Below are 8,983 nucleotides of genomic sequence, written 5' to 3' on the forward strand. Positions count from 1 at the left end.
TGGCCCTGAGCTGAAGAAGCTCGAAGTCTCCCGCACGTCCGCTGTGACGGCTAGACCGGACCTCTCATCGCACCGCTTCCTACCGCCGCTTGTGACCCATACCGGAAGTCGCGCCTTTTGACGAACGGTTGCTGTTACGTCGCAAAACATCCGCCGGTGCCCGCCGTTAAAGCTCACCCGCGTGATCGTCGTGTCGTTGATCACGGTCTTGTTGTAGACGTTGGTGATGGCGACGCCGCCGAAATTGTTGAAGGTACCGCCATCAACTCCAACCGCGCGAAACATCTGTCAGGCGCACTGTCGCTTCATCCAGGAAACGCAATGCCGACTCGAAAGGGTCACACCGATTTAATGCGGCGCGTCGCGCGAGCGGCGTAGAGTGCGGACAACCAAGTCTAGGGAGATGCTCATGAAAGACCTAGCAGGCTGTCGTGATATGGAATTATTGTGCCGGCGCCGAGCCGCGCTTGATACTCAACACAGTTGGAAGTGGCTTGGCGAAGCGGAACGCTGGAGAGTCCTCACGCACCGTGAAACTGCTTCTCGTTTTCAAACAGTGGGTCTGGGTCCGATGGCCATGGGTCCGAATACGATCGAAGGCGATTGCCGAAATTGGGACGAAGAGAGCCCAGCTGGGCTCTAAAGTTAGAACGATTGAATTTGTATCTCGATGACGATTGCCCAGAAGCACTCCATCGTCTCAGATGCCGTCTAAGCAACTCACCTAATTCATCCTGAGGGTAGTGCGTACAAAGCTCGCACTACGCACTGCTTTTTGGCATCGCGCAGTGTCCTAATTTACCAAATGAGAACATTCCGAAACGGCCATTTGTAATGCTGCGTTCTTGAACCCATCCGGGCTCGGGCGGTTAACCCTTATCACCGCACAGTCTCACGGCAGTTATCGGTGATGAGAACGCCGGTTGCGCTCCCGAAGGGCCTCGTGTCGAGCTCGGGCGAAGAAATGACTCCGGTGGCTGGAAGCCCTCCATTGACGCCGGAGGAAGACGAGCGCCTTCGAAAGCTAGCGTTGACGGGCATAAGTGTCGCCGCGATGGCAAAGCAGATGCACCGCAGCATGGTAGCGGTCCGCAACCGCGACGCCCTGTTGAAGTTAGTGGTGGCCAAGTCGCGTAATCAGGGGTTAGGGCATACGTCCTCGCATCCCGGGCAAGTGTGGATTTCTCTGAGGGCGATTTGCTTCAGTTCTTCTATCGATATCAGCGTCTTGTTCATACGGGTTTCTCCGTTTTCACGTCATCGCCGCTCAACAGCTAGTGGCCACGTTGTCGCTTGCGCAAGCGAGGGCGTCGAACAGCCAGCCTGCATCAAGGGTTCAGATCCTCAGTGGTCACTACAACACCGCGGTCAGAGTGCCCCTCCCGCTGCAACTTCGCGAGAGCGAGATGTTCGATCTCGGCTCGGTGCCTTACAAAGATAGCGATGAGCTGTGCATAGCCTGCGTCCTTTCTGCTCATACGCTCTCTGTTCAGAAGGGCAGTCTCCGTTACCCGGCACTTTTCGATTTTGCCGCCGTACTCCACAACGAAATGGACGTAATCGCCGCCAGCAACAACCATGAGAATGGTCCTCAGACGGGGGTGAGACTAACATATGGTGGTTTATCCGGCCCCCTACAAGCGAGGACTGCATGAGCGCATTAATCTGCCAGCGCCCATCTTCCATAGACCGACGCGATAAGCGTTTGGGCAATGGCCACGCCCGCGCGCGTCGGCATCGGATCAAGCGCGCCGTAGGTCCAATTCGGCCCCGTTCCTTTAGGGTACGTGCGAATTATCTCGACGCGCTTAATGCCTCGCGTGTGCGGATCCATCGCCAGAAGCCGAAGGCACTCGGCCTCAAGTTCGGCTGCGGATTTACGCGGCATCTCCTCCATCAAGGTTCTCCGGCTTCGGAGATATCGACCTCTCGGAGGTGGTGCTGTTACCGCTCAAGCTCGGACCCGGTCATCAGTGATGTCGGCAGCCATTTCGAGACCGGCTCTAAGGGACGACCACCCCTGTTGCGCCGGCCGTGCCGCGGGTGTTTGCTTGTTCCATGCAGGCGGAGCAGTCAATCGTCGCTGACCCAGAAAGTCCTGGCGGCATCAACTCGCCGCACGGCCTGATCCTGTTCGACGGCGTATGCGTCCTATGCTCGCGCGGCTGCCGCTTCGTGAGCAAACGTGATCGCCGCGGCTATTTTCGCTTCGTTCCGATCCAGTTGGCCGAGGGACGTCCGCTCGCTCAGCAGCTCGGCATCGATCCTGATCACCCGGATTCCTTTGCCTTCTTGGCGAACGGACAGGCCTATGTAAAATCCGAAGCCGTGCTGCGCATTGCGCGCGAGCTTCCGCGTTGGCAGTGGACATGGGTCTTCCAATTCATCCCACGGGTGATCCGCGACGCGATCTATGATTTGGTCGCGCGAAACCGCTATCGCTGGTTCGGCCGTCGTGACGCTTGCATCCTGCCGAATTCGGATCGTTCGTGGCCATCGTGAACCGCCCCGGCCGGTATGACGAAGGAAGCAGTGTTGCTGCTTTTCAACTCAGTCCCTGTCACCGTAAGCACAATCTGCCGGATCAGCTTCGTGTGCGCCCAAGCTCGGATCGAAGCGGAATACCGTAGAGCAATAGGGGCAGACGATCTCACCGGCATCGCCCATCTTGAGGTAGATGTGTGGGTGATCTTGCGGTGGTTTATCCCCAATGCACTTGAACTCGCGGCAGCCAATGCGCACGGTCGGCACCCCGACTTCATTATGAAACTTCGGATAACTTTCCATCTGCAGCGCGCGGCTTAGGCGCCCGATCGATGACGCAAAGTGCCGTGCACGGATCGTCGAGCGAGGGCTCGATCAGCACCCGGTGAGCGGCGCCCCTCTCGCGCCGTTCGGTTGCCGTAAAGCGTACCCAGAGCGACCCGGGCATCGTCAGTTTCTCCCACCACGGGAGAGGGTTGGAAGCTAACGCACCTGCAGAGGCGCCGGGGTCGCCATCGACGCGACGCTCTGAATCATTGCGTTCTGCACCTTCTCGAAGGCGCTCACCTCGATCTGGCGCACGCGTTCCCGCGAGACGCCGAACTCCTCGGCCAGCTCCGCGAGGGTGATCTGTTCCTCGGCGAGCCGGCGCGTCTCGAAGATGCGCCGCTCGCGCTTGTTGAGCACGGTGAGCGCATCGGACAGCGTCTTGCGGCGGTTATCGAACTCCTCGCTCGCGGCGAGCGTCGTCTCCTGGTCCGGGGATTCGTCCACCAGCCAGTCCTGCCACTCGCCGGAATCGCCGTCCTCGCGGATCGCGGCATTGAGCGAGGCGTCACCGCCAAGCCGCCGGTTCATGTAAATCACGTCCGTTTCGGTGACGCCGATCCGCCGGGCGATGACCTTCACCTGGTCGAGCCGCATATCGCCATCGTCGAGGATGGAGATTTTGCTCTGGGCCTTGCGCAGGTTGAAGAACACCTTCTTCTGGTTGGCCGTGGTGCCCATCTTCACCAGCGACGACGACCGCAGAATGTATTCCTGGATCGCCGCTTTGATCCACCACACGGCGTAGGTGGTGAACCGGAAGCCCTTCTCCGGCTCGAAGCGCTCGACCGCCTGCATCAGGCCGACATTGCCCTCGGAGATCGCCTCGGCGATCGGCAGGCCGTGGCCGCGATAGTCCCTGGCGATCTTGGCCACGAGCCGCAGATGGCTGGTGACCAGCTTGTGCGCCGCGTCGCGATCGCCGTGCTCGCGCCAGCGCTTGGCTAGTAGGTATTCTTCCTGGCGCTCCAACATCGGGAACCGCCGGATTTCCTCAAGATAATGAGTGAGGCCGGGTTCGGCCGTGAGGATCGGCAGAGCCAGATTGCGGGCCATGATCCAGCCCTCCAACTAGTTTCGAAACAAAATTATCCGTATCCGATTATCGGTTGTCAAGTTAATTTCGAAACGCTATTATTCCAAAGAGGCACAAACATGTCAGCGCGCGAAACGGCAGAGCTCCTGCTGCAAGTGGGACGGCTCGTACAAGCTGAGGGCTATGACGGCGAACTCAGTCCGGCCCAATGGATGGCGCTCCGCTTCTTCGCCCGTGCCAACCCATTCTCGCGGACCCCGTCGGCACTCGCGGAATTTCAAGCGACAACCCGCGGCACCGCAACACAAGCCATTAAGGCGCTTGAAGCGGGTGGGTACTTGGTCCGACAGCCATTCAAGACGGACGGGCGAAGCGTAAGTCTGCGACTGACGAGCAAGGGCAAAAAAGCGAATGCACGCGATCCGTTCGAGGTTCTGGTGCGCGCCGTGGATTCGCTCGACGCGACAGAGCGAACTGCGATGCGTCGCGCCCTGCACCAAGTGCTGTCCACTCTAGCTACGAGTGGTGCGCATCGGCGCTTCGGTGTTTGCCAGGACTGCACGTACTTCGGCAGAGAGATGTGCGGCAACCTGCCGAGCACGGACCCCTCGGCCGCTGAATGCCTGCTCCTCGGTGTTCCGATTCAGCAAGAGGACGTAGGTCTTCTGTGCGTCCATTTTCAACCAATGAACGAGCACCGCGAGGACAGGCCGACACCATGAATGAGGTCGCCGCTGTGATCTGCTGAAAGGACGCTTAATTGACCTTCGTCGTCAACGAGAGCTGTATTCGCTGCAAAATCATGGACTGCGTCGACGTGTGCCCCGTAGACTGCTTCTACGAGGGCGAGAACATGCTCGTCATCCACCCGGACGAATGCATCGATTGCGGGGTCTGCGTGCCGGAATGCCCGGTCGACGCGATCAAGCCTGACACCGAGCCGGGGCTTGAGAAATGGCTGTCGCTGAATGCGGAATACGCGAAAATCTGGCCAAATATTACGGTCAAAAAAGCGCCCCCGCCCGACTCTAAGGAGTGGGAGGGGAAGCCGGACAAACTTCCATACTTCTCGCCAAATCCCGGCGCGGGTGATTGAGGCGAACAGCGCCCGCGCCGCAACATTCGCCTTCGCAATTTCCGCGAGGCGCTTACCTTCCTTCCAATATCCGCGAATTAACTCGCGTTTGAGATCCCTGGAGGCGTATACTCCGACAATCACCGCTCCGCCTCCTGGGCATTACCGGTGACAGAGAGTGTTGCGCTCCCGCCTGTTCGAGGGAAGCATCATGCCCCAATCTCAACGCCTCTCGTCCGTCATTCCATTCGCTGCAATTCAGCGCCCCGCCTGTCCGAAGTGCAAGGCCCAGATGATGCTCGTGAGCATCGAGCCAGCACGCGCCCGGGGCGTCGACTTGCAAACGTTTGAATGCGCTGTCTGCAATCAGGTACTTACGAACTTTGCCGCGTTTGAAGACCCCATGAAGTCCAAGGGCCTTGGACGCTGGCTTCAAGGCGATTTGCACTCACCGAAGTAAGGCCCGCCGGCGTGAACCGGCGGACCGGACGGCGCGGGACTAGCTCGCGCCTTCGTGGTCAGATCTCCTCGGTTTCAGCCTCCGGCCGGCTGCGGCAGGCGTCGCCACAGGCGATTGAGGGGGGCGTCCGCGCTAAACGCGCGCGAGCCGCCGGGCTTCCCCAGCGGCTCAAGCGTTGCGTAGCGATGTGTTGCGACGCGCAGCGTCGCGTGGCGGAACGTTGCGATGCGCCGAGGCGCGTCGCATTGCCTACCGTGATGTCGATAAGTCCTACGCGTCTCATCGACCACCCCAACATGGGTGCAGTCGCGAGGCGACTTCAAGACAGTGCGGCTGCCATAAAGCGTGCGCCATCTGTTTGTGATGCCATCTCTTTATGATTGTGCCTAAGAAGGCCGCAACCGCCGTACAAAACCATGTAGCAGACACGCGCGTCGTTGACGGCCTTGAAACGCCGTCAATGATATGATTCTCCTGATATCGTCGTCGAGATGGACGTGTAGCTACCCGGCATTGCTGCCGGGCCTTTCTTACAGTTGGGGCTCTGAACGGTTGGACTTAGAAATCCATACCACCACCCATGCCGCCCATGCCGCCGCCACCCGCAGGCATGCCGGCGCCTGCGTTCTTCTTCGGCACTTCGGCCACCATGGCTTCGGTGGTGATCAGCAGCGCCGCAACGGAAGCCGCGTTCTGGATCGCCACGCGAACCACCTTGGTCGGGTCGATGATGCCCTTGGAGATCAGGTTGACGTATTCGCCGGTCTGCGAGTCGAACCCGTAGGAGTACTGCTCCTTCTCCAGGATCTTGCCGACGATCACGGAGCCGTCTTCGCCCGCGTTGACCGCGATCTGGCGGGCCGGCGCGGAGAGCGCCTTGCGCACGATCTCGACGCCGGTCTTCTGGTCGTCGTTCCTGGTGCGCAGCCCCTTGAGATGCAGGGAGGCACGGAGCAAGGCGACGCCGCCGCCCGGCACGATGCCTTCTTCCACCGCCGCACGGGTCGCATGCATCGCGTCATCCACGCGATCCTTACGCTCCCTCACCTCGACCTCGGTCGCGCCGCCGACGCGGATCACCGCGACGCCGCCCGCGAGCTTGGCCAGACGCTCCTGCAGCTTCTCACGGTCGTAGTCCGAGGTGGTTTCCTCGATCTGCGCCTTGATCTGGGTAACGCGGGCCTCGATGTCGGCCTTCTTGCCGGCGCCGTTGACGATCGTGGTGTTTTCCTTGTCGATCATCACCTTCTTGGCGCGGCCGAGCATCTGCAGCGTGACGTTCTCGAGCTTGATGCCGAGATCTTCCGAGATCGCCTGACCACCGGTCAGAACGGCGATGTCCTGCAGCATGGCCTTGCGGCGATCGCCGAAGCCCGGAGCCTTGACGGCAGCAACCTTGAGGCCGCCACGCAGACGGTTCACGACGAGCGTGGCCAAAGCCTCGCCTTCGACGTCTTCCGCGATGATGACGAGCGGCTTGCCGGTCTGCACGATAGCTTCCAGAAGCGGAAGCAGTTCGTTCAGGCTGGAGAGCTTCTTCTCGTAGATGAGAATATAGACATCATCCATTTCAACGCGCATCTTGTCGGCGTTGGTGACGAAGTAGGGCGAGATGTAGCCGCGGTCGAACTGCATGCCTTCGACGACTTCGAGTTCGGTCTCGAGCGACTTGGCTTCTTCAACCGTGATGACGCCCTCGTTGCCGACCTTCTTCATGGCGTCGGCGAGGAACTTGCCGATTTCGGCGTCGCCGTTGGAGGAGATGGTGCCGACCTGGGCGATCTCCTCGTTCGAGGTGACCTTCTTGGAGTTCTTGACGAGGTCGGCGACCACGGCGTCCACCGCGAGATCGATACCGCGCTTCAGGTCCATCGGGTTCATGCCGGCGGCAACCGATTTGGCGCCTTCGCGGACGATGGCCGCGGCCAGCACGGTCGCGGTGGTGGTGCCGTCGCCGGCAGCGTCCGCCGCCTTCGAGGCGACTTCGCGCACCATCTGCGCGCCCATGTTCTCGAACTTTTCATCAAGCTCGATTTCCTTGGCGACGGTGACGCCGTCCTTGGTGATGCGGGGAGCGCCGAACGATTTGTCGAGCACGACGTTGCGGCCCTTCGGACCGAGCGTGACCTTCACCGCGTTGTTGAGAATTTCGACGCCGCGCAGCATCCTGTCGCGGGCATCGACGCCGAATTTGACTTCCTTGGCTGACATAATGATCTCCGTATTCCCAGATCCCAAGGTCCGCGCGACTGGGCGGATTCCTGAGGGATGAGATTTGGATTGCGGGCCTTATCCTTCGAGACGCCGGCTGCGCCGGCTCCTCAGGATGAGGGAACGGGCTAAGGCGCTTAAGCGGCCTTCTTCTTGGCGGCGGGAACGTCGGTGAGAACGCCCATGATGTCGCTTTCCTTCATGATCAGAAGTTCCTGACCATCGAGCTTGACCTCGGTGCCCGACCACTTGCCGAACAACACGCGGTCGCCGACCTTGAGGTCGATCGGGATCAGCTTGCCGGATTCGTCACGGCCGCCCGGACCAACGGCGATGATCTCGCCCTGCGAGGGCTTTTCCTTGGCACTGTCCGGAATGAGGATGCCGCCTGCGGTTTTGTCTTCGGCATCGATGCGTTTGACCACGACGCGATCGTGGAGCGGACGGAACTTCATGCGATCCTCCATGGCTTTTGTGATTATTTCTGGATTGGCAGTCGCAATGAGCGAGTGCTAGCCGTCCTTCACATAAGCCTGTGACGTGGGGGCGCAAGGGCTTCGGCCCACGATGTTCGACTGCAACTTGAGTTCCTTGAGGAGGAGCGCTTGGGGCGATTGCTAGCAGGCGAAGTAACATGCTGCTAGCTCGTTGATTGCTATGAGCTATTGAACGCTTTCGTTTTTGGCGCGAGAATCATGCACTTTTTTTCAGCTTGGGCTGGAGGCTGGCATGGTCGAGAAAGATGCGGTTTCCAAGGATTTCAGGAAGCAGGTCTTAGGCTACGGACTGACAACAGCGGAAATCGTTTATCGCCGCCCGGATCGTCACTGGTTGCTGCAAACTTACGTCTGGCAGGACTACGATCTGTTTCCGAATTTCCCGGCGCTAAAGGATTTCCTCGCGTTCTGGGAAACAAAGCTCGACGGCCCGCTGTTTGCGGTCACCGTCGCGCACTCCAAACTGATCAAGCCTGCCGAACTACGCGCCGTGGACGGAGTGTTCCGGCTGCATTAACGCGAGGGCGCAGAGCTTTGGGGTGATCTCTGTCGCTCATGCGCAAATTGCTTTCGGGAAATTTACTCTCTTCACGCGGGCCAATTCAGCGAGATCGCAATCCCGCATCCTCTGTTCGCCGGCGCCGACGAAGTGATCGAATAAATTTAGGTGTTTGCTGCGGTGCATGAGTCCGAATCTGGCACCTTTGAGACATGCCGGCGGACACTGAGAATGTCTGTTCATCGGGGTAGACCGGAAGTCATCGGCGCACAGCCAGAACGACGCGATTGACCCTGGCTGTTCTCTAATTCCGGGCCTGCGGTCAAGACTCTCCAAACACATCCTTGCCGGGTTCATGGTTCTCTCCGCGGTAGGGGCATGCCCTCCGCATGAT

General features: G+C 59.8%; 11 protein-coding genes. 4 read left to right on the forward strand and 7 right to left on the reverse strand.

The genetic code is table 11. The annotated features are described in order from the left end of the window. From IVA95_RS01155 to IVA95_RS01165, 3 genes are all read right to left on the reverse strand, one after another. The coding region (locus IVA95_RS01155; RefSeq protein WP_247508828.1) for a hypothetical protein at positions 1–285 on the reverse strand (285 nt) is incomplete at its 3' end. A 1,043-nt stretch (positions 286–1,328) separates the two neighbouring features. Next, on the reverse strand, positions 1,329–1,580 hold the full coding sequence (locus tag IVA95_RS01160) for a DUF1488 family protein (protein WP_214493926.1): 252 nt from the start codon (positions 1,578–1,580) through the stop codon (positions 1,329–1,331). Positions 1,581–1,660: 80 nt separating this feature from the next. Beyond that, the gene (locus IVA95_RS01165; RefSeq protein WP_247508829.1) at positions 1,661–1,897 is read right to left on the reverse strand and encodes a hypothetical protein; all 237 of its coding nucleotides are present in this window, start codon (positions 1,895–1,897) and stop codon (positions 1,661–1,663) included. 233 nt (positions 1,898–2,130) lie between these two features. Here IVA95_RS01165 and IVA95_RS01170 point away from each other — a divergent pair, with 233 nt between their 5' ends. Next, positions 2,131–2,502 carry a DCC1-like thiol-disulfide oxidoreductase family protein gene (locus tag IVA95_RS01170; protein WP_249810157.1) on the forward strand — a complete coding sequence of 124 codons (372 nt, stop codon included), beginning with the start codon at positions 2,131–2,133 and terminating at the stop codon, positions 2,500–2,502. 48 nt (positions 2,503–2,550) lie between these two features. Here the strand turns inward: IVA95_RS01170 and IVA95_RS01175 are convergent, their stop codons facing one another. Together IVA95_RS01175 and rpoH are read right to left on the reverse strand one after the other, a co-directional pair. Then, positions 2,551–2,787 (reverse strand): zinc-finger domain-containing protein, encoded by a 237-nt coding sequence (locus IVA95_RS01175; protein ID WP_247508830.1) that lies wholly within the window; start codon positions 2,785–2,787, stop codon positions 2,551–2,553. A gap of 180 nt (positions 2,788–2,967) precedes the next feature. Further along, entirely contained in the window at positions 2,968–3,867 is a 900-nt protein-coding gene (rpoH, locus tag IVA95_RS01180; protein ID WP_247508831.1) for an RNA polymerase sigma factor RpoH, read from the reverse strand. Between the two features lie 99 nt (positions 3,868–3,966). Here rpoH and IVA95_RS01185 point away from each other — a divergent pair, with 99 nt between their 5' ends. Both IVA95_RS01185 and fdxA read left to right on the forward strand, forming a co-directional pair. Next, complete coding sequence (locus tag IVA95_RS01185) at positions 3,967–4,569, forward strand: MarR family transcriptional regulator (RefSeq protein WP_247508832.1); 603 nt, start codon at positions 3,967–3,969, stop codon at positions 4,567–4,569. A gap of 38 nt (positions 4,570–4,607) precedes the next feature. Next, the gene (gene fdxA / locus IVA95_RS01190) at positions 4,608–4,943 is read left to right on the forward strand and encodes a ferredoxin FdxA (protein ID WP_247508833.1); all 336 of its coding nucleotides are present in this window, start codon (positions 4,608–4,610) and stop codon (positions 4,941–4,943) included. 997 nt (positions 4,944–5,940) lie between these two features. Here fdxA and groL read toward each other — a convergent pair. Further along, positions 5,941–7,593: a chaperonin GroEL gene (gene groL, locus IVA95_RS01195; RefSeq protein WP_247508834.1), complete on the reverse strand. Its 1,653-nt coding sequence runs from the start codon at positions 7,591–7,593 to the stop codon at positions 5,941–5,943. A 137-nt stretch (positions 7,594–7,730) separates the two neighbouring features. Continuing rightward, complete coding sequence (locus tag IVA95_RS01200; protein WP_213290762.1) at positions 7,731–8,048, reverse strand: co-chaperone GroES; 318 nt, start codon at positions 8,046–8,048, stop codon at positions 7,731–7,733. Between the two features lie 274 nt (positions 8,049–8,322). On the opposite strand from IVA95_RS01200, the gene IVA95_RS01205 reads away from it, so the two are divergent. Then, positions 8,323–8,607 carry an usg protein gene (locus tag IVA95_RS01205; RefSeq protein ID WP_247508835.1) on the forward strand — a complete coding sequence of 95 codons (285 nt, stop codon included), beginning with the start codon at positions 8,323–8,325 and terminating at the stop codon, positions 8,605–8,607. Positions 8,608–8,983 lie beyond the last annotated feature (376 nt).

The organism is Bradyrhizobium sp. 157 (assembly GCF_023073815.1).
Taxonomy (GTDB): Bacteria; Pseudomonadota; Alphaproteobacteria; order Rhizobiales; family Xanthobacteraceae; genus Bradyrhizobium.

What these genes read in the sequence shown, in the direction of transcription:
- IVA95_RS01160 (WP_214493926.1), bottom strand. Translation starts at nt 1,580, where the DNA reads ATGGTTGTTGCTGGCGGCGATTACGTCCATTTCGTTGTGGAGTACGGC.
- IVA95_RS01165 (WP_247508829.1), bottom strand. Translation starts at nt 1,897, where the DNA reads ATGGAGGAGATGCCGCGTAAATCCGCAGCCGAACTTGAGGCCGAGTGC.
- IVA95_RS01175 (WP_247508830.1), bottom strand. Translation starts at nt 2,787, where the DNA reads ATGGAAAGTTATCCGAAGTTTCATAATGAAGTCGGGGTGCCGACCGTG.
- rpoH (WP_247508831.1), bottom strand. Translation starts at nt 3,867, where the DNA reads ATGGCCCGCAATCTGGCTCTGCCGATCCTCACGGCCGAACCCGGCCTC.
- IVA95_RS01185 (WP_247508832.1), top strand. Translation starts at nt 3,967, where the DNA reads ATGTCAGCGCGCGAAACGGCAGAGCTCCTGCTGCAAGTGGGACGGCTC.
- groL (WP_247508834.1), bottom strand. Translation starts at nt 7,593, where the DNA reads ATGTCAGCCAAGGAAGTCAAATTCGGCGTCGATGCCCGCGACAGGATG.
- IVA95_RS01200 (WP_213290762.1), bottom strand. Translation starts at nt 8,048, where the DNA reads ATGAAGTTCCGTCCGCTCCACGATCGCGTCGTGGTCAAACGCATCGAT.
- IVA95_RS01205 (WP_247508835.1), top strand. Translation starts at nt 8,323, where the DNA reads ATGGTCGAGAAAGATGCGGTTTCCAAGGATTTCAGGAAGCAGGTCTTA.